Genomic DNA, 20,097 nt, shown 5'->3' on the forward strand with positions numbered 1-20,097 from the left:
GGCTTGCACCAACCAGAACAGCAATCTTGAACAAGCTAATTTCTCACACTCTGCGTGCGCTTCACAACGTTCTCTCTAAAACACCTTCGGTGTTGTCAGGTTAAGCCTCACGGTTCATTAGTACTGGTTAGCTCAACGTATCGCTACGCTTACACACCCAGCCTATCAACGTCTTAGTCTTAAACGTTCCTTTAGGACCCTTAAAGAGTCAGGGAAGACTCATCTCAAGGCAAGTTTCCCGCTTAGATGCTTTCAGCGGTTATCTCTTCCGCACTTAGCTACCGGGCAGTGCCATTGGCATGACAACCCGAACACCAGTGGTGCGTCCACTCCGGTCCTCTCGTACTAGGAGCAGCCCCTTTCAATCTTCCAACGCCCACGGCAGATAGGGACCGAACTGTCTCACGACGTTCTAAACCCAGCTCGCGTACCACTTTAAATGGCGAACAGCCATACCCTTGGGACCTACTTCAGCCCCAGGATGTGATGAGCCGACATCGAGGTGCCAAACACCGCCGTCGATATGAACTCTTGGGCGGTATCAGCCTGTTATCCCCGGAGTACCTTTTATCCGTTGAGCGATGGCCCTTCCATTCAGAACCACCGGATCACTAAGACCTACTTTCGTACCTGCTCGAGCCGTCACTCTCGCAGTCAAGCTGGCTTATGCCTTTGCACTAACCGCATGATGTCCGACCATGCTTAGCCAACCTTCGTGCTCCTCCGTTACTCTTTGGGAGGAGACCGCCCCAGTCAAACTACCCACCAGACACTGTCCGCACCCCAGATAATGGGGCCACGTTAGAACATCAAACATTAAAGGGTGGTATTTCAAGGTTGGCTCCATGCAGACTGGCGTCCACACTTCAAAGCCTCCCACCTATCCTACACATCAAGGCTCAATGTTCAGTGTCAAGCTATAGTAAAGGTTCACGGGGTCTTTCCGTCTTGCCGCGGGTACACTGCATCTTCACAGCGAGTTCAATTTCACTGAGTCTCGGGTGGAGACAGCCTGGCCATCATTACGCCATTCGTGCAGGTCGGAACTTACCCGACAAGGAATTTCGCTACCTTAGGACCGTTATAGTTACGGCCGCCGTTTACTGGGGCTTCGATCAAGAGCTTCTCCTTACGGATAACCCCATCAATTAACCTTCCAGCACCGGGCAGGCGTCACACCGTATACGTCCACTTTCGTGTTTGCACAGTGCTGTGTTTTTAATAAACAGTTGCAGCCAGCTGGTATCTGCGACTGGCTTCAGCTCCATCCGCGAGGGACTTCACCTAGCGCCAGCGTGCCTTCTCCCGAAGTTACGGCACCATTTTGCCTAGTTCCTTCACCCGAGTTCTCTCAAGCGCCTGAGTATTCTCTACCTGACCACCTGTGTCGGTTTGGGGTACGATTAATGATAATCTAGAGCTTAGAGGCTTTTCCTGGAAGCGGGGCATGAGCTACTTCGCCACCGTAGTGACTCGTCATCAGACCTCAGCATATAGTGAACCGGATTTGCCTAATTCACCTGCCTACATCCTTAAACCGGGACAACCGTCGCCCGGCCAGCCTAGCCTTCTCCGTCCCCCCATCGCAATTATCACCAGTACAGGAATATTAACCTGTTTCCCATCGACTACGCATTTCTGCCTCGCCTTAGGGGTCGACTCACCCTGCCCCGATTAACGTTGGACAGGAACCCTTGGTCTTCCGGCGTGCGGGTTTTTCACCCGCATTATCGTTACTTATGTCAGCATTCGCACTTCTGATACCTCCAGCATGCCTCACAGCACACCTTCACAGGCTTACAGAACGCTCCCCTACCCAACAACATCTAAATGTCGCTGCCGCAGCTTCGGTGCATGGTTTAGCCCCGTTACATCTTCCGCGCAGGCCGACTCGACCAGTGAGCTATTACGCTTTCTTTAAATGATGGCTGCTTCTAAGCCAACATCCTGGCTGTCTGAGCCTTCCCACTTCGTTTCCCACTTAACCATGACTTTGGGACCTTAGCTGGCGGTCTGGGTTGTTTCCCTCTTCACGACGAACGTTAGCACCCGCCGTGTGTCTCCCGTGATAACATTCTTCGGTATTCGTAGTTTGCATCGGGTTGGTAAGTCGGGATGACCCCCTAGCCGAAACAGTGCTCTACCCCCGAAGATGAGTTCACGAGGCGCTACCTAAATAGCTTTCGGGGAGAACCAGCTATCTCCCGGTTTGATTGGCCTTTCACCCCCAGCCACAAGTCATCCGCTAATTTTTCAACATTAGTCGGTTCGGTCCTCCAGTTAGTGTTACCCAACCTTCAACCTGCCCATGGCTAGATCACCGGGTTTCGGGTCTATACCCTGCAACTTAATCGCCCAGTTAAGACTCGGTTTCCCTACGGCTCCCCTATACGGTTAACCTTGCTACAGAATATAAGTCGCTGACCCATTATACAAAAGGTACGCAGTCACACCTAAAAGGTGCTCCCACTGCTTGTACGTACACGGTTTCAGGTTCTATTTCACTCCCCTCGCCGGGGTTCTTTTCGCCTTTCCCTCACGGTACTGGTTCACTATCGGTCAATCAGGAGTATTTAGCCTTGGAGGATGGTCCCCCCATATTCAGACAGGATAACACGTGTCCCGCCCTACTCGTCGAGTTCACAACACCAACACCTTCGGATACGGGGCTATCACCCTTTACTGCCGGACTTTCCAGACCGTTCTCCTGATGCTGATGCTGATTAAGACTCTGGGCTGCTCCCCGTTCGCTCGCCGCTACTAGGGGAATCTCGGTTGATTTCTTTTCCTCGAGGTACTGAGATGTTTCAGTTCCCTCGGTTCGCCTCGTTTGACTATGGATTCATCAAACGATAGTGCAACGAATTGCACTGGGTTTCCCCATTCGGACATCGTCGGCTATAGCGGTTCATATCACCTTACCGACGCTTTTCGCAGATTAGCACGTCCTTCATCGCCTCTGATTGCCTAGGCATCCACCGTGTACGCTTAGTCGCTTAACCTCACAACCCGAAATTGTTTCAACGATCACCTAACTGTCATGGCTGTGCGTGGTGAAATTCTTTGTTGCGCGGTGCTCGTCATGCTCACGTACCGATGTACGCTGCGCTGACTGCGCTCCTACGCCGTGAATTTCACACTGCTCGCTCATGCCACTCGTTTGAATGACCGAAAATTTCAGGTTTGAAATTTTGAGAGACTCTCACATTGTTTAAGCGATAAACAATGTGCGTTGTTTCAATTTTCAGCTTGTTCCAGATTGTTAAAGAGCATAATTGTTAAACTAACTCAGTGAATTAGTTTAATCATTATTTATGGCCAGCACTTTCGAGAAAGTGCGAGCTAAGACATTTCAAGGCGTAGGCGCACAGCGAGCGGAATGTACATTCAGTACATGAGCATCGCGAGCACCGCACAACGCTGAAAGGTCGACGCGCAGCCTTTCGATTGACCCACACTGAATGGCGTCCCCTAGGGGATTCGAACCCCTGTTACCGCCGTGAAAGGGCGGTGTCCTAGGCCTCTAGACGAAGGGGACAACAAGGTCTTCAGTCAATCTTAGATTGGCTTTGCTCTACTTTTCATCAGACAATCTGTGTGAACACTTCACAAAACACTTCAATGGTAAGGAGGTGATCCAACCGCAGGTTCCCCTACGGTTACCTTGTTACGACTTCACCCCAGTCATGGATCACAAAGTGGTAAGCGCCCTCCCGAAGGTTAAGCTACCTACTTCTTTTGCAACCCACTCCCATGGTGTGACGGGCGGTGTGTACAAGGCCCGGGAACGTATTCACCGTAGCATTCTGATCTACGATTACTAGCGATTCCGACTTCATGGAGTCGAGTTGCAGACTCCAATCCGGACTACGACGTACTTTATGAGTTCCGCTTGCTCTCGCGAGGTCGCTTCTCTTTGTATACGCCATTGTAGCACGTGTGTAGCCCTACTCGTAAGGGCCATGATGACTTGACGTCATCCCCACCTTCCTCCGGTTTATCACCGGCAGTCTCCTTTGAGTTCCCGACCGAATCGCTGGCAACAAAGGATAAGGGTTGCGCTCGTTGCGGGACTTAACCCAACATTTCACAACACGAGCTGACGACAGCCATGCAGCACCTGTCTCAGAGTTCCCGAAGGCACCAAAGCATCTCTGCTAAGTTCTCTGGATGTCAAGAGTAGGTAAGGTTCTTCGCGTTGCATCGAATTAAACCACATGCTCCACCGCTTGTGCGGGCCCCCGTCAATTCATTTGAGTTTTAACCTTGCGGCCGTACTCCCCAGGCGGTCGATTTAACGCGTTAGCTCCGGAAGCCACGCCTCAAGGGCACAACCTCCAAATCGACATCGTTTACAGCGTGGACTACCAGGGTATCTAATCCTGTTTGCTCCCCACGCTTTCGCACCTGAGCGTCAGTCTTTGTCCAGGGGGCCGCCTTCGCCACCGGTATTCCTCCACATCTCTACGCATTTCACCGCTACACATGGAATTCTACCCCCCTCTACAAGACTCTAGCTGACCAGTCTTAGATGCCATTCCCAGGTTAAGCCCGGGGATTTCACATCTAACTTAATCAACCGCCTGCGTGCGCTTTACGCCCAGTAATTCCGATTAACGCTTGCACCCTCCGTATTACCGCGGCTGCTGGCACGGAGTTAGCCGGTGCTTCTTCTGTCGGTAACGTCAATCGTTGATGATATTAGCATCAACGCCTTCCTCCCGACTGAAAGTACTTTACAACCCTAGGGCCTTCTTCATACACGCGGCATGGCTGCATCAGGCTTGCGCCCATTGTGCAATATTCCCCACTGCTGCCTCCCGTAGGAGTCTGGGCCGTGTCTCAGTCCCAGTGTGGCTGATCATCCTCTCAGACCAGCTAGGGATCGTCGCCTAGGTGAGCCATTACCCCACCTACTAGCTAATCCCATATGGGTTCATCCGATAGCGCAAGGCCCGAAGGTCCCCTGCTTTGCTCCTTAGAGATTATGCGGTATTAGCCACCGTTTCCAGTAGTTATCCCTCTCTATCGGGCAGATCCCCATACATTACTCACCCGTCCGCCGCTCGTCAGCGGGAAGCAAGCTTCCCCTGTTACCGCTCGACTTGCATGTGTTAGGCCTGCCGCCAGCGTTCAATCTGAGCCATGATCAAACTCTTCAATTAAAAGTAGTCTGATGCTCAAAGAATTAAACTGTTTATCAATTCGCTTCTGTTCGGCTAACATTGTCGGCTTCGCTCCGCTTTCCTCGCCGTACCTCAGTACTGTCTCGGAAATACTCACTCGCCTTCGCGTTATCCTTCCACAATCGAATTGCACATTGTTAGTTCATATATGAATTAACGTGTTAGTCACTCTTCAAGACTTAAAATCAAATATTTTTTTGATAGTGTCCTGTGAGTGCCCACACAGATTGTCTGATAAATTGTTAAAGAGCGTTGCGACTTTATCTTTCGATATTAACCGTTTAGGTTGTTGTCGCGAGGTGGCGTATATTACGCTTTCCTCACCGAGAGTCAAGCTTTTTTTTCGCTTATCTTTTCAGATTCTCTCGTCTGCCGTCGTTAGCCTTTTGGGCTTGCCATCACATTCTGTGTTGGCTCATCGTCGGTCAGTGGAGGCGCATTATAGGGAGTCAGAAAATTCTGGCAACCCCTTTTTTCAATTTTTTTTTCGTTTGCTCAGATTGCCATCAAATTTAACTTAGATAGCCAGTTTTTCCAACGAATTAAACCCTTCAGTGGCCAACACTGATTGCAATTCTATCGCGCTATGATTCATTAATAGACAATACGCAAAATCTGCATCATGACTCGCAATGATATCTTCTGCTTGATTGTTAATCAGCCATACCGTACGCCTAGCAATTGCAGCGCCTGAATCAATGAATCGAGTTCCATTTGGAAGCACTTGCTCAAGTTCTTCTATTAATAGAGGGAAATGAGTACAGCCTAGAACAACGGTATCTGGCGCTTCTGGCATTCTTAACCATGGTTTCACCGCATTGGCGACTTCTGTTAAAGGTATCTGTTCTCCATGTAGCTTTCTTTCTGCCAATTGCACAAGGTCCGCTGAACCAAGTGAAATGACTCTACAGTCTGTCGCAAATCGCGCAATCAACTCTTTCGTATACTCGCGATTGACGGTGCCCTTCGTCGCTAACAACCCAACTATGCCATTTCGGGTTAATTTAGTGGCGGGTTTAATCGCGGGTACGACACCAACCACAGGAAAATTAAAATGCGCTCTAAGATTAGGCAAGCTAATCGTACTTGCGGTGTTACATGCGATGATAGTAATAGTCAAAGGATGCTTTTTGGCAATTGCATTCACGATTTGATAAACCCTATCGACAATAAACTCTTCGCTCTTTTCGCCATAAGGAAAAGCTTCATTATCGAATGCATATATATAATGTGCGTTAGGCAGTAATTTTTTGACTTCACGATAAACAGATAACCCGCCCACCCCTGAATCAAACACAAGGATGGTCGGGCGAATAGATAGGTTGTGATTAGAAGTTGTAGCTTCCTGTAAGGAAATATTCTCTTCCAGCGGTGCGATAACCATACGCGGTCTCATAGTCTTTATCGAACATATTAGCTATTTTACCACGAATTGTGAGCTGTGAAGTGATTGGATATGCCGCTGTGAGATCCCAAAGGCTAACCCCCCCTTGTTTTAGACGTTTTGATGGTGATTGGGAAAAGTCATTATCATAACGCGAACCTATATAGTGATAAGTTAGCCCCATATCTACCTCAGCAATATTCCAATCTAATTGGTATTTCACTTGTTGCTTAGCTCGGCGCTCCAATACTTTGTTCGTCATTTTATTTCTGGGATTGTTCTGGTCTAATTCAAATAGACACTTCAATTTGAGACACTAGAAGTTGTCTGACTTGGAGTGATTATGAATCAGAAACGTAAATATAATAGCTACACCAAAGAATTCAAACAAGAAGCTGTTGCCTTGGTGACGGAGCAAGGTTACAGCGTGGTTGAAGCGGCTCAGGCCGTAGGTGTTAATCCCAACCAAATTTATGCTTGGAAAAAGCATTTTGAAGACCAAGCCAGCGGTGTTGCTCTATCTGATGATGAGCGTGCTGAGCTACGCAAACTACGCGCTGAAAACAAGCGTTTGCGCATGGAGAAAGAAATATTAAAAAAGGCTTCGGCCTTCTTCGCCAAGGAAATGAAATAAACTTTAAGTTTATTCACCAAGCACGGCAAGAAGGCTACCCAGTAGGCTTAAGTTGTAAGACGCTTGGGCTTAGTCGTTCAGGCTACTATGCATGGGATAAACGCCCAGCACAGCTCATTACTGAGGATACACTGATGTTGTATCGCACAGCTAAGCAACTTTTTAAAGACAGCCGTGAAAGCTTGGGTAGCCGTGAATTAATGAAAAAACTGAATCAGCATGGCTTCGCTATTGGTCGTTATAAAACGCGTTCCATCATGCAAAGGCTTAACCTTGTCGTTAGGCAGCGCGTAGCTTACAAGGTAACAACACAGCGCGATAAACGTCATTTGGCTGCGCCGAATTTAGTCAGTATGGACTTTAACCCAGAACGGCCCAACCAAGTATGGGCGGGTGATATTACCTACTTAAAAACGGCACAGGGCTGGATGTATTTAAGCGTGGTCATGGATCTTTATTCGCGGCGTATTGTTGGCTGGTCGATCAGTAAACGCATGACGACAGACTTAGTTTTAAAGTCATTGCAACAAGCTTATTGGCTAAGAAAGCACCCTAAGGGAGTTATCTTCCATAGCGACCGCGGTTCGCAATACACCAGTAAAAAGCTAAGGAAAGCCTTAGTCAGAATGGGTATAAAGCAATCAATGGGCGACACAGGCGCTTGCTGGGATAATGCAGTAGTTGAACGCTTCTTTGGAAGCTTAAAGCATGACTGGATATTAAAAGTCCATCACGCAACTTACGAAGAAATGGTTGCGGATGTTACGGCTTACATGAAGTATTATAACGTAAAAAGGCTTCATACAGCTAACGGGGATGTGAGCCCTGTTGAGTATGAAAATTATCAATTAAAAGTGTCCACTTGGACTTGACCAGTACAGATCGACATATTGGTATGTTAATTGATGATGTAAAAAGCCAGTGCTAAATTCACCAACCCACTCGATACCTTTAATTTCTGCTTTTCCAATATTTTCATATGTATTGATAAAATTGCCATATTTATATTCAATCAGGTTATCAATATCATTATGATAAGCATTAATTTGCCAGAATAGCGGTCCCGTTGTTCCTTCAACACCAATTTCCCACTGCTTACTTTCTTCTGGTTTTAAGTTCGGATTACCTTTTGTTGTTCCCCAACTTGATGAAGAATATGCGTACAGTTGACTTAGATTAGGTGCTTTATATGCTGTTGCGTATGATCCAACCAGTTTATACCCATCATAAAATTCCCAGCTCAGCCCTGATTGCCATGATGTATGCCAATTAAATTCTGAATGATGATCCGTGCGAACGGCGGCTTCGGCTATAACAGAATCAACAAACGAGTATTGCCCCGTCAAATAGAGCCCCGTGTTATTCATGGTTTCTTTTTTAGTTATTAAAGCATAGCCATTAGGTTCTATGCTTTGACGCTGATAATCTATACCCGCACTAATATTACCTTTATCTAAACGATAATTGTTACCCCACTGAATATTATACTGCTTTGATTCATCTAGATTAGAAGAGCTAGCATACTGCCCTTGCCTTGGATCAAAATTGTAATCTTTAACGTAACTATAGCTTCCGGATAGTGAGGTTGAGTATTGGTTTTGATGATATTTAACGCCAGTTTCATATGTACGGCTATAAAGTTTACGGGTATCTACCCGCACACCTGAGTATTCAGAGGCATCATAACGAGTTCTATTATCATATCCATATGCTCTCGCATAAGCTGATATTTCAGATGATAACTGGTGCTCCACACCTAGCCATAGTGATTTATTAAGAAAACCATCTTTATCGTAGTCACGTGGACTAACGTCCTTAGGTGCTAGATCAAATCCTTTTGTATAGGTATAAGCTGCGGCAGCGGTTACTGTTGTATTTTCACCGATTTTCTGTTGAGTTGAGCCGTTATAATTCTGATAACCATAAGAACCAATACCCGCATTTAATGTGGTTCCTACATTATCTCGGCGAGTAATAATATTAACAACACCACCAATTGCATCCGAGCCATAAACAGCCGATCTTGCTCCACGAATATATTCGATTCGCTGAACTAAAGAGATAGGAATTTGGCTCATATCTGATGAGCCAGAAATACCCGCTTGGTTTAAACGAACACCATCAACTAATACCAATACATGGCGAGACTCTGAACCTCTAATAAAGAGGGAGCTCTGCTGTCCTATACCACCATATTGGGCAATATCCACACCCGGTAGCCGCCGTAATACATCAATCACAGTATTCGACTGCCAATGATCAATATCTTCACGCGTGACAACGGTTACTGGCGCTAATATCGATGAGATAGGCTGTTCAAAGCGGTTCGCTGATACCACCATTTCATCTGATTGATTATTTGCATTTGCCAAAGAAGAAATACCACACAACACTGCCATAGCAGCAGCCGATAACGGCAACAACTTATTCTTATTCATTTTGATAAACTCGGAATATCAATAAAATTAAAATTCCGCGAGGTTGAATATCAGATCCGCGCTAATAATCAACAAAGCGATAAAGCTATGGCAGGTCTTCGGACTTAGAAGTGATACCCATTAAGGGTACGATAATTATGGAGGCAACTTCCCATCAATTTAAAACAGTGTTGTATCTCCTCTTATACTTCATTACCGCTGCGCGTCAGTCTCGGAATCACACCGAGTTCCCTCTTCATTCATTGAGACCATAGCCGTATTATCCTAAAGGGAACGAGTATAGGTGTCTATGGATCTATTTTCATGATCCCTCATATGACACTCACGATTGGCATCTTATTCAGCCCAGAGACTTTATAAATAGAATCAAAACTGGACATCTGCACGACTTGCCCTACAATTTCGTCCCTGATGCAATTTTTACTGTTTTCTATGAATGGGGCCATATTAATGAACACCGAGCACTATGCATTGCAACTTGCAGAAAAAGTAGAACGACTAAAAATGATGATGGCCCCTTATACGACAATTGAGCCTGAAGTATTTGCGTCACCAGAATCCCATTATCGGATGCGTGCAGAATTTAGAGTGTGGCACGACGGTGATGATTTATTTCATATCATGTTTGATAAAGAAACCAAAGAACGTATTCGGGTTGATCAATTTCCCGTTGCAAGTGAGCTAATTAACCAGGCAATGCAAGCACTTTTGCCTTTAATAAAAGAAAGTACGCTTCTGCGTTATAAATTATTTCAAATCGACTATCTTTCAACGCTGAGTAATAAGTTAATTATCTCTTTGCTCTATCATAAAAAACTGAATGACGAGTGGACCGAAGAAGCTAAACAATTAAAAGCAAAATTAGTGAGTAAAGGTTTTGACCTTCAACTCATCGGTCGTGCATCAAAAACTAAAATCATGCTCGATAATGATTATGTTGATGAAGTGCTACCCGTTAATGGTCGGAATATGATTTATCGGCAAGTTGAAAATAGCTTTACCCAGCCTAATGCTCACGTGAATATTAATATGTTGGAGTGGGCAATCGCTGCAACTAAAGGGGCTACAGGCGACCTACTTGAACTGTATTGTGGAAATGGCAATTTTTCATTGGCATTAGCACAAAACTTTGAGCGCGTCTTAGCAACTGAAATTGCTAAACCGTCGGTATCTGCTGCACAATATAATATCGCTGCAAACAACATCAATAATGTGCAGATTATCCGTATGTCAGCAGAAGACTTTACACAGGCTATGCGTGGCATACGTGAGTTTAAACGCCTTGAAGGTATTAATTTACGTGATTACCAATGTAATACTATTTTCGTTGACCCTCCACGCAGTGGCCTAGATGATAAAACCGTTCAATTAGTGCAAGAGTATGACCATATCCTCTATATTTCTTGCAACCCAGAAACCTTGTGTGACAATTTAGCGGTTTTAAATGAAACTCATGAAGTGAAAAAACTCGCGCTGTTTGATCAGTTTCCTTACACCCATCATATGGAAAGTGGTGTTTTGCTGACTCGCCGTTAATTTTTTTGATTGTGAAACACAAACGCCGCAATGCTTAACATTACGGCGTTTTCTATCAAGCTCATTTTTACAAGCTAATTTTAATTGAAATTAAATTTCAGCTTCATTTTCGGCTGTCAGTTCTTGCTGCTCTCTTTTACGTGCCTTCCAGCTTGTATACAACCACAATGCTAAAGCAACAATGATCGTTGCAGGAATAAAGTTAGAGCCAACTTCTGGGTGTTGTACGCGTAAAATTGCCGCATAAGCAAACAAACCTAAAAAGAAGTTACCCACGACAAATTTAGGCAATCCTATAGGCATCGCATGATGTAAATAACGCTGATGTAAGCAATAAACTGCTAATACTAAAGTAATAATTGGAAAAATGGAAAACTCTACTAAGGAGTTAAACAGAGCAGAGAAAGTTCCGTGAGTCGATAAGCCAATGACTAAGGCGAGTAGTAATGTGCTTTTCTCATAGCGATTGTGTTCCGTCATTGATTCTCCTTATGTTATTTAGTGAGATCGGGGTCAGTTTGATTCTGTTTTTCTTGTTCGCGTCGGTACCAGTAATATGCGCCTTTAGCAATCATTCGTAGTTGAAGTACAAGCCGTTCTTCCAGATGTTGCCTTTTCTCTTCATCAATATCGAGCGCCTCAGCACCCGCACTAAAAACGATGGTAACCATGGATTCTGCTTGTAGTTCAGTGAAATGGCGCGGCATATGGCTGTCTTGTTCTAGGTAATCCGCCAATTCAGCAATAAAATGTTGGATTTCCCGTGCCACCGCAGCGCGGAATTCAGCTGAAGTACCGGAGCGTTCACGCAATAATAACCTAAAGGCATTAGGGTTATTACCAATAAACTCCATAAAAGTTGAGATTGACGTCCGGATCACACTACCGCCTTTTGCGATACGCTGCCGAGCTTGCCGCATCAGTTGACGCAACATCAAACCACTTTCGTCAACCATGGTCAGACCCAGTTCGTCAACATCTTTGAAATGGCGATAAAATGAAGTGGGTGCAATGCCTGCCTCACGTGCGACTTCACGTAAGCTGAGACTGGTAAAACTACGTTCTGCACTTAATTGGCTAAATGCGGCTTCAATGAGCGAACGACGAGTTTTTTCTTTCTGTTTTGCTCTAACGCCAATATTATTGCTCACGGTGATCCTGATTTCTATGTCATTAAACAGCCATTAACTTTCAATATACCAAAATATTAAAATGACAGCGCGGCTATCGTTCTAGCATACCCTAAAATTATTAGACTGTTTGAGGGAAAAAGCGATTAAGTATACAGATTACTGCTTTTCAGAATTTGACCAAATCATTTTTCAATAACTTTTGGCTTTTCATGGCTTAATTGCTCAAAATTCATTACCCCATTTAAATAAGGCATAAAGAAATATTTTTCTGAATCAAAGCCAGCCACGCCTGTTAATTTAAGCTGTCGATTCCCCGTCAGCCAATAAAATAAGCGGTATAAATTAAGTCATAGATTGAAAGGTCATGACTAAAACGGGTAAATAATCAGCGGATATGCTAACATCATGTTGTCATTTTGTTTTTATAGCAGGTCTTACCTCATGCAACACATTCATTTTGATGCAATCGTCATTGGTTCCGGGCCAGGTGGAGAAGGCGCCGCCATGGGACTGGTGAAGCAAGGAAAAAACGTCGCCGTTATAGAACGTTATAATAGTGTCGGCGGTGGCTGTACCCACTGGGGAACCATTCCCTCCAAAGCACTCCGTCATGCCGTTAGTCGAATTATCGAATTCAACCAAAATCCTCTCTACAGTGATAATTCTCGCTCTTTACGCTCCTCTTTCTCTGAAATCCTTAAGCATGCTGAAAGTGTCATTAGCCAACAAACACGTATGCGCCAAGGTTTTTATGAGCGTAATGGCTGCACAATGTTTTCTGGCGAAGCAACCTTTATTGATGAGCGCCATGTTAGTGTGCGCTATGCGGATGGAAGCTGCGATGTTCTCAGCGCAGATAATATTGTGATAGCGACAGGCTCTCGCCCTTATTGTCCATCCGATGTTGATTTTAATCACTCCCGTATTTACAACAGTGATACCATCCTAAATCTCACCCATGAACCGCGTCATGTGATTATTTATGGTGCTGGCGTGATTGGTTGTGAATATGCATCTATCTTCCGCGGATTAGGTGTTAAAGTTGATTTAATTAATACTCGCGATCATTTACTGGCATTCTTAGACCAAGAAATGTCAGATGCCCTTTCTTATCACTTCTGGAATAGCGGTATCGTTATTCGTCATAACGAAGAATATGAAAAAATTGAAGGCGTCGATGATGGGGTTATTGTTCATCTTAAGTCAGGCAAAAAAGTCAAAGCTGACTGTTTACTTTACGCTAACGGGCGGACAGGTAATACAGACAAGCTTGGCTTAGCTAATGTTGGTATTGAAGCTGATGGCCGAGGACTCGTTAAAGTCGATAGCGCATATCGTACATCTAATGAACGTATTTATGCTGTTGGCGATGTTATTGGTTACCCAAGCTTGGCATCCGCTGCTTATGACCAAGGTCGTATTGCCGCTCGAGCTATTGCCGAAGATTTAGGAAATGCCCATCTAGTTGAAGATATTCCTACTGGTATTTATACCATCCCTGAAATTAGTTCTGTTGGTAAAACAGAACAGCAATTAACAGCGATGAAAATTCCATACGAAGTCGGACGCGCTCAATTTAAGCATTTGGCTCGCGCGCAAATTGCGGGTATGAATGTTGGCAGCTTGAAAATTCTATTTCATCGTGAAACATTGCAGATCTTGGGTATCCACTGTTTCGGTGAAAGAGCCGCTGAAATTATTCATATCGGTCAAGCTATCATGGAGCAAAAAGGGGAAGGAAATACGATTGAGTATTTTGTGAATACTACATTCAACTACCCTACGATGGCAGAAGCATTTCGTGTCGCAGCATTAAATGGGTTAAACCGTTTATTTTAAGCAGTGACGTTAGTGATTGCCGAAAATCACACGGCAATCACTACTCGCAAGTAAAATAGATTCTATGTCACTTTAACGCGCCTTTTGGCTGTAATAACTACTCATTAAATTATAAATAGCTTCAGCAAGTTGCTCATAGCGTCCACGTAATGGTGATCCTGGACGATAAACTAATACCACAGTACGCTTTGGTTCTGGATGAATACAATTTAAGTAGCACACCCCATCACGACATGTTTCACTCGGTACCGCCAAATCAGGTAATAATGTAATTCCACTTCCCGCCGCGACCATATTCCGCAAAGTTTCTAAACTGGTAGCACGAAAATGTGTATCTTCTTTTGCGCCAGCTTGGAAACAAAAGCCCATGGCTTGATCACGTAAGCAATGGCCGTCTTCAAGCATCAATAGCTTTTCACCCGCTAATTCACTCATATCAATAGTGTCGCGATCACGCCATGAATGACCTTCATAAATAGCTAACTTCATCGGTTCTTCAAATAAAGGAACCACAATAAACGGATCTGTTTCTTTTACTTGAGCCAAAATTGCACAATCTAATTTCCCACTATCGAGCTGCGCGAGTAATTGTTGCGTTTGCGCTTCGTGTAAATAGATCTCAAGTTTAGGAAACAGTTTATGCAATTCGGGAATAATCAGAGGTAGAAGATAAGGAGCAATTGTCGGAATTAACCCTATATGTAAAGGTCCCGACATACTTTCACCTTGTAGAGCCGCCATTTCTTGTAATACTTTAATTTCGCGTAAAATCGTTCTCGCTTGTTCAACAAGCAGCAACCCCTGTTGAGTAAATAACACTTTACGACTGGTTCGTTCCAGTAACATAACACCGAGTTCTTCTTCTAACTTACGTATTTGGCCACTCAGTGTTGGTTGACTCACGTGACAAGAGTCCGCGGCTCGACGAAAGTGTTTGTGTTCAGCTAATGCTACTAGATATTCCAGATCGCGAATGTTCATTTTGCAGCCCTTCTTAATATAGATTGCCAATCAGTATAGCAGAAATCTAATGCTTTTAACTATCAATTACCATTGAGATGCTCAGTATTTCTTCATCTTTACTGCTTTAGGTATGTTCTGGTCTAATTCAAATAGACACTTCAATTTGAGACACTAGAAGTTGTCTGACTTGGAGTGATTATGAATCAGAAACGTAAATATAATAGCTACACCAAAGAATTCAAACAAGAAGCTGTTGCCTTGGTGACGGAGCAAGGTTACAGCGTGGTTGAAGCGGCTCAGGCCGTAGGTGTTAATCCCAACCAAATTTATGCTTGGAAAAAGCATTTTGAAGACCAAGCCAGCGGTGTTGCTCTATCTGATGATGAGCGTGCTGAGCTACGCAAACTACGCGCTGAAAACAAGCGTTTGCGCATGGAGAAAGAAATATTAAAAAAGGCTTCGGCCTTCTTCGCCAAGGAAATGAAATAAACTTTAAGTTTATTCACCAAGCACGGCAAGAAGGCTACCCAGTAGGCTTAAGTTGTAAGACGCTTGGGCTTAGTCGTTCAGGCTACTATGCATGGGATAAACGCCCAGCACAGCTCATTACTGAGGATACACTGATGTTGTATCGCACAGCTAAGCAACTTTTTAAAGACAGCCGTGAAAGCTTGGGTAGCCGTGAATTAATGAAAAAACTGAATCAGCATGGCTTCGCTATTGGTCGTTATAAAACGCGTTCCATCATGCAAAGGCTTAACCTTGTCGTTAGGCAGCGCGTAGCTTACAAGGTAACAACACAGCGCGATAAACGTCATTTGGCTGCGCCGAATTTAGTCAGTATGGACTTTAACCCAGAACGGCCCAACCAAGTATGGGCGGGTGATATTACCTACTTAAAAACGGCACAGGGCTGGATGTATTTAAGCGTGGTCATGGATCTTTATTCGCGGCGTATTGTTGGCTGGTCGATCAGTAAACGCATGACGACAGACTTAGTTTTAAAGTCATTGCAACAAGCTTATTGGCTAAGAAAGCACCCTAAGGGAGTTATCTTCCATAGCGACCGCGGTTCGCAATACACCAGTAAAAAGCTAAGGAAAGCCTTAGTCAGAATGGGTATAAAGCAATCAATGGGCGACACAGGCGCTTGCTGGGATAATGCAGTAGTTGAACGCTTCTTTGGAAGCTTAAAGCATGACTGGATATTAAAAGTCCATCACGCAACTTACGAAGAAATGGTTGCGGATGTTACGGCTTACATGAAGTATTATAACGTAAAAAGGCTTCATACAGCTAACGGGGATGTGAGCCCTGTTGAGTATGAAAATTATCAATTAAAAGTGTCCACTTGGACTTGACCAGTACAGTATCCTGTGTACTCAGTATAAACATGTCTAAATGAAACCAAATATGACTAAATATTACATTGAATCTCTCATAAAATAACCCAATAGAACATTTCAAATATCATTAATTTTCATCGTTTTGATGAAATTAAATACCATTATTAATGAAATAAATAGTAATATTAGTTCACGTTTATTAACATATTATTTATAAATATATTTTTTAGCTCTGTGCCCCCCAGCTAAAGAAAACTCAAAAACCACCATAAAAAATTAATCACTTAACTAAGAAATATAAATAATATTTACACCCAAAAAATTATCGATGTCGTGATTAACTTTGAAGTTTTTCACTAATAATTAGCAACATATTATTAGTGAAAAAATAAATTGCATTCCAAAATGGAGGCTATATTTAGGTAAATAAGAAGGAACAACAAAAAGGAAATAGACGTTAATGGAATAGCGATTTTCTGGAATGCTTAAAACCTATTACAGGTACAGCCAAAGGAGAAACGCTATGAAAAGCTTAAATCCTATCGTAAACCGTATTAATCCATTCACATTCCTGTACTCAATTAGCAAAACGCTTAGCGACTTGTTAAACACTGTACTTATCGTTGGAACCACCGCGTTTCATTGGTGGCAAGTCCTGTCAGCATTCATAACAACGATCTTGATAACTAAAAAGAATCACTCATATAGATATGAAGAGAATTATGGCTTTCACGATGAGAAGCACAATAGCCACCAAAAAATTAAGAATGGCATTACCTAACTATCATTAGAGAGTTAATAAGCAAAGCACACCGATAGGTATAAACAACTAATGTACTCTTATTGGCCCTGTAATACGCCGATTGAGTGTTAAAGATATAAATTTATTATTACATAAAATCAGCCATCAATATTAACAACAGATAATTAAGTAAAATAAAAACATTTTAAAGACTTACAAATATATTAAGGTAAAACACAATAAGGATTAAAAAAGATAATTAATAATTCACTTACCCAGTGAAACATTTAGATACATTATGTCGATTTTGTTTATTGATTTATTAATTTTAATTAAAAAATCAATAAAAATTCCCATGATTTACTTTATATTTTACATCAAGTTAGATAATGACTTTTTTCACACTGCGAAAGATAAAACCAACAAAATAAAGACAGACAGTGGCATATAACACCAAATACCAACAATTGATGATATTTTACAGAGTTTAATTCTGACAAATTATACATGAGGCAATGCTGTGCATAAATAAAGCCAACTCATTTTAAATATATTTACTCACATTTGCTTTTTAAAATTAACACCTAAATCGAGTTGATATCTATATAATTCGCTCATCAAAAATTGGTGGTAATTAATATACGCAAACCACACTTAAATATATCTAGAGGATGAAAGCCATGATGAAAAAAGTCGTCATATCATCAATGTCACTTGTATTACTCGCTACAGTACTATTAACAGAGAATGCACAAGCAAAGACAAACAATACCACCATTACATTTAAAGCAGCTATTGTACAACCGCCTTGCAGCTATGATTTTAATAACAACAACGTTCAATTGAATTGTTTTAATAGCAAAGAAAATAAAACTAAAAAATCAAATATTCATTACTCACGACAAAGCAAAACATCTGAATGGAAGCAAACAACTGATAATCGCGGCATATATCAATTCAAATGGACGAATAAAGAAAGAAATCTTGCCATGATTTCAGTGCAGTACCTTTAACAAAAAATAAATAAAAACAAACAGTTAATTATAAACTACAGATCAGCAAGGAAAACAAATCATGAAAACATTATCTTCAACTTTAAACAAAAATCTTCTCGCCCTATTAACAGTACTCTTAATGACTCCTGTATTTAGCGTTGCAGATACGGAAGTAAAACAAAGAACGCACAGTGGGGTTATTCATTTTACTGGCTCTATTGTCCATCCACCTTGTATGAACAGTGTAAGCAACCAACAACAATTAATATTTAATTGCTTAAATGACAAGGCGGATATGGTAGAAGAAAAATTGGATATCAAAAAAATAGCGCAGTCTAAAGACTGGGGAACCATGAATAATGGTAGAGGCGTTTATACCTATCATTGGGTTGATAAGCAAAGTCAATTAGGCCTTTTAACAATTAAGTATATTTAAGTAGCAACGACTGACCTCGGGGTAGAATAACTACCCCGCTTTTTTTATGTTTCTACTCAACACCCAACCATCTCTTACAGCCCTAAACGTAATTTAGCTTCGATGATTGCCTGACTCACTTGGCTCTTTGCAACCCCACCTTTGGCTAAACGCTTATCTAAGCATGATTGTAACGATAAGATTTGATATACATCGAGTTGGATAGTATCACTGAATTTTTGTAAATCACTTAATGTCATTTCTTCCAACGCTTTTCCTTGGCTAATTGCCGCCACAACGGCTTCGCCCACAATATGATGTGCTTCACGGAATGGAACGCCTTTAGCAACAAGGTAGTCTGCGAGTTCTGTCGCATTGGCATAGCCTTGTTTTGCTGCGTCTTCACAACGATGACGACGGATTTGAATACCATCTAACACCAATGCAGCCATATGCATACAGTCTAGCCACGTATCAAGAGCATCAAACAGGCCCTCTTTATCTTCTTGCATATCTTTATTATAAGCTAATGGCAATCCTTTAAGTGTCATCATCATCCCAGTTAATGCCCCTTGCACACGACCACACTTACCACGAATTAACTCAAGTGCGTCTGGGTTTTTCTTTTGAGGCATTAATGATGAACCGGAGGTGACTTTGTCAGAAAGTTCAACAAAACCAGCTTCACCGCTATTGAAGAAAATTAAATCTTCCGCAAAACGGGATAAGTGAACCATTCCAATGCTTGCATCAGATAACAGTTCTAAAACATGATCCCTATCTGACACCGTATCAAGACTATTACGTGTTGCAGATGCAAACCCCAGCCAAGAAGCCAGTTGTTCACGGTCAATATCGTAAGCCGTACCTGCCAATGCACCACAGCCTAATGGGCTAACATCCAAACGTTTTAATGTATCTTTGAGGCGGCTTTCATCCCGAGCCAGCATTTCACTGTATGCTAAACACCAGTGTGCGAAAGTAACGGGTTGAGCACGTTGTAAGTGGGTGTAACCAGGCATCACTGCATTTTGATTATTTTCAGCGGTGATAACTAAGGCCTTTTGTAGCTCAATCACCGCTTCTAATAGTTGTGCTATTTGGTCTTTACACCATAATTTCAAATCCGTCGCGACTTGGTCGTTACGGCTACGACCCGTATGCAGTTTTTTACCTAAATCACCTACTTTATCAATCAGTTTTCCTTCAACCCAGCTATGAATATCTTCTGCATCACTTTGCAAAATGCTTTCGGGGTTATCTTGTACTTCTTTCAATAGCGCCTTCAATGCCTGTTCAAGGGATTGTTGTTCTGCTTCTGATAACACCCCGACTGTGACTAACGCTTTTGACCAGGCAACCGAACCAATAATGTCTTGTTGCGCCAAGCGGTAATCAAAACGCAATGAATCATTAAATTGTTTAAACCGTTGATCGGCTTCTTGACTAAAACGTCCACCCCAAAGTGCCATAACTGTTCCCTATC

General features: G+C 42.9%; 11 protein-coding genes, 1 tRNA gene, 2 rRNA genes, 2 pseudogenes and 1 riboswitch. Of the genes and pseudogenes, 6 read left to right on the plus strand and 10 right to left on the minus strand.

The genetic code is table 11. The features are described 5' to 3' along the window. Positions 1 to 96: 96 nt before the first annotated feature. The 5 genes and pseudogenes from M1F03_RS18020 to M1F03_RS18040 form a co-directional block, all read right to left on the minus strand. A 23S ribosomal RNA gene (locus tag M1F03_RS18020) occupies positions 97 to 3,002 on the minus strand. A gap of 460 nt (positions 3,003 to 3,462) precedes the next feature. Further along, a tRNA-Glu gene (locus tag M1F03_RS18025) sits at positions 3,463 to 3,538 on the minus strand. Positions 3,539 to 3,625: 87 nt separating this feature from the next. Further along, positions 3,626 to 5,165 (minus strand): 16S ribosomal RNA (locus tag M1F03_RS18030). The 16S and 23S rRNA genes sit together here with 1 tRNA gene alongside, the layout of an rRNA operon. Positions 5,166 to 5,703: 538 nt before the next feature. Further along, positions 5,704 to 6,570, minus strand: coding sequence for a glutamate racemase (gene murI / locus M1F03_RS18035; protein ID WP_163863321.1), 867 nt, complete (start codon positions 6,568 to 6,570; stop codon positions 5,704 to 5,706). Continuing rightward, positions 6,515 to 6,847: pseudogene (locus tag M1F03_RS18040) on the minus strand (TonB-dependent receptor domain-containing protein); the annotation flags it as partial. The pseudogene M1F03_RS18040 and the gene murI, both read right to left, overlap by 56 nt. A gap of 66 nt (positions 6,848 to 6,913) precedes the next feature. On the opposite strand from M1F03_RS18040, the gene M1F03_RS18045 reads away from it, so the two are divergent. After that, positions 6,914 to 8,076 (plus strand): IS3 family transposase gene (locus M1F03_RS18045; RefSeq protein ID WP_130574490.1). Its coding sequence is split into 2 segments (ribosomal slippage): positions 6,914 to 7,178 and positions 7,178 to 8,076, totalling 1,164 coding nucleotides; the frame shifts between segments, so codons are not numbered across the junction. A 9-nt stretch (positions 8,077 to 8,085) separates the two neighbouring features. On the opposite strand, the pseudogene M1F03_RS18050 reads toward M1F03_RS18045, so the two are convergent. Further along, positions 8,086 to 9,642 (minus strand): annotated as a pseudogene (locus M1F03_RS18050) (TonB-dependent receptor domain-containing protein); the annotation flags it as partial. A 71-nt stretch (positions 9,643 to 9,713) separates the two neighbouring features. Continuing rightward, a riboswitch (cobalamin riboswitch) is annotated at positions 9,714 to 9,910 on the minus strand. 182 nt (positions 9,911 to 10,092) lie between these two features. Between M1F03_RS18050 and trmA the strand changes: the two are divergent. Next, positions 10,093 to 11,178, plus strand: coding sequence for a tRNA (uridine(54)-C5)-methyltransferase TrmA (gene trmA, locus M1F03_RS18055; RefSeq protein ID WP_251464781.1), 1,086 nt, complete (start codon positions 10,093 to 10,095; stop codon positions 11,176 to 11,178). A 90-nt stretch (positions 11,179 to 11,268) separates the two neighbouring features. On the opposite strand, the gene M1F03_RS18060 is transcribed toward trmA, so the two are convergent. Next, positions 11,269 to 11,658 carry a YijD family membrane protein gene (locus tag M1F03_RS18060; protein ID WP_154624413.1) on the minus strand — a complete coding sequence of 130 codons (390 nt, stop codon included), beginning with the start codon at positions 11,656 to 11,658 and terminating at the stop codon, positions 11,269 to 11,271. Between the two features lie 14 nt (positions 11,659 to 11,672). Beyond that, positions 11,673 to 12,329, minus strand: a complete 657-nt coding sequence (gene fabR, locus M1F03_RS18065) for an HTH-type transcriptional repressor FabR (RefSeq protein WP_375097477.1) — start codon at positions 12,327 to 12,329, stop codon at positions 11,673 to 11,675. Positions 12,330 to 12,752: 423 nt separating this feature from the next. Between fabR and sthA the strand changes: the two genes are divergently transcribed. Beyond that, positions 12,753 to 14,150, plus strand: coding sequence for a Si-specific NAD(P)(+) transhydrogenase (gene sthA, locus M1F03_RS18070; RefSeq protein ID WP_154624411.1), 1,398 nt, complete (start codon positions 12,753 to 12,755; stop codon positions 14,148 to 14,150). A 72-nt stretch (positions 14,151 to 14,222) separates the two neighbouring features. Here sthA and oxyR read toward each other — a convergent pair whose 3' ends face one another. Further along, positions 14,223 to 15,131, minus strand: a complete 909-nt coding sequence (oxyR, locus tag M1F03_RS18075; protein WP_154624410.1) for a DNA-binding transcriptional regulator OxyR — start codon at positions 15,129 to 15,131, stop codon at positions 14,223 to 14,225. 180 nt (positions 15,132 to 15,311) lie between these two features. On the opposite strand from oxyR, the gene M1F03_RS18080 reads away from it, so the two are divergent. From M1F03_RS18080 to M1F03_RS18090, 3 genes are all read left to right on the plus strand, one after another. Further along, positions 15,312 to 16,474, plus strand: a protein-coding gene (locus tag M1F03_RS18080; protein WP_130574490.1) for an IS3 family transposase whose coding sequence is annotated in 2 segments (ribosomal slippage) — positions 15,312 to 15,576 and positions 15,576 to 16,474 — 1,164 coding nt in all. Because the reading frame shifts where the segments join, the coding sequence is not laid out codon by codon here. Between the two features lie 1,407 nt (positions 16,475 to 17,881). Then, the gene (locus M1F03_RS18085) at positions 17,882 to 18,214 is read left to right on the plus strand and encodes a pilus assembly protein (protein ID WP_154622549.1); all 333 of its coding nucleotides are present in this window, start codon (positions 17,882 to 17,884) and stop codon (positions 18,212 to 18,214) included. A 61-nt stretch (positions 18,215 to 18,275) separates the two neighbouring features. Next, entirely contained in the window at positions 18,276 to 18,632 is a 357-nt protein-coding gene (locus tag M1F03_RS18090; RefSeq protein ID WP_196714151.1) for a hypothetical protein, read from the plus strand. Between the two features lie 74 nt (positions 18,633 to 18,706). Here M1F03_RS18090 and argH read toward each other — a convergent pair whose 3' ends face one another. Then, complete coding sequence (argH, locus tag M1F03_RS18095; RefSeq protein ID WP_154622551.1) at positions 18,707 to 20,083, minus strand: argininosuccinate lyase; 1,377 nt, start codon at positions 20,081 to 20,083, stop codon at positions 18,707 to 18,709. Between the last annotated feature and the right edge of the window lie 14 nt (positions 20,084 to 20,097).

Source organism: Providencia sp. PROV080, assembly GCF_033688105.1.
GTDB classification, from domain to species: domain Bacteria; phylum Pseudomonadota; class Gammaproteobacteria; order Enterobacterales; family Enterobacteriaceae; genus Providencia; species Providencia zhejiangensis.